Source organism: Streptomyces sp. NRRL S-1022, from assembly GCF_000720135.1.
Lineage (GTDB): Bacteria > Actinomycetota > Actinomycetes > Streptomycetales > Streptomycetaceae > Streptomyces.
Genome location: NZ_JOIU01000106.1, coordinates 1 through 670, shown reverse-complemented (window position 1 = coordinate 670; position 670 = coordinate 1). Strand labels below are relative to the sequence as shown.

1 protein-coding gene is annotated in these 670 nt (G+C 67.2%); it reads right to left on the bottom strand.

Annotated elements, in window-relative coordinates:
• Positions 1–130: 130 nt before the first annotated feature.
• Positions 131–670 (bottom strand): hypothetical protein (locus IG05_RS43165; RefSeq protein WP_037815902.1); only part of this gene is annotated, 540 nt, incomplete at its 5' end.

Here is a 670-nt window from a genome sequence, read left to right as displayed (position 1 = left end):
CCGGCCTCGTCCAGCTTGTGGCCGACCTTGTCCGTGGCCCAGTCGACACCCTCGCCGAGCTTCTTCTTGCCCTTGTCGTAGAGGTCCTCAGCCCCCCCGAGGACCGCGTTGGTCACATCCCCGATGCCCATCAGCGCTCAGCCCCCCGCGACCGCTCGTCCCCGTCCCCGAGCGCCTCGCGCAGATCACCCACACCCATACCCGGCACCGGCCCGATGGTGTGCGAGGTCATCACATCGTCCGCGGCCGTCTTCCAGCCCTGCTTGCTGGTGGCCCACGCCTGCTCGAAGGACTCCTTGCTGTAATCCACATCCCCGCCGTACGCACCGGACGTGGCGATGTCGCCGTAACCCATCTTCTCCACGTCCTCCTCGGAGGCGTACGGATTACCGACGGCCGCGTTCTCGGCCACCTTCACCGTGCCCTCCACGTACTTGTCCGTCTCGTAGTACGTCCCCGCCGCCAGCCCCGTCTTCTGCGCGAACCCGTTGCCCTCCGCGATCAGCGACCGCACCCCCCACTCCCAGCGCTCACAGAACGACGAGAACTCACCCGTCAACCCCTCATGCCCCAGCTCCAGACCCGACAGAGCGATCTCACCGAAACCCCGCCCCGCACCCGACGTGCCGAAACCGCCCAGCTCCTTCAACTCACCCAGCGCATCCGTCAA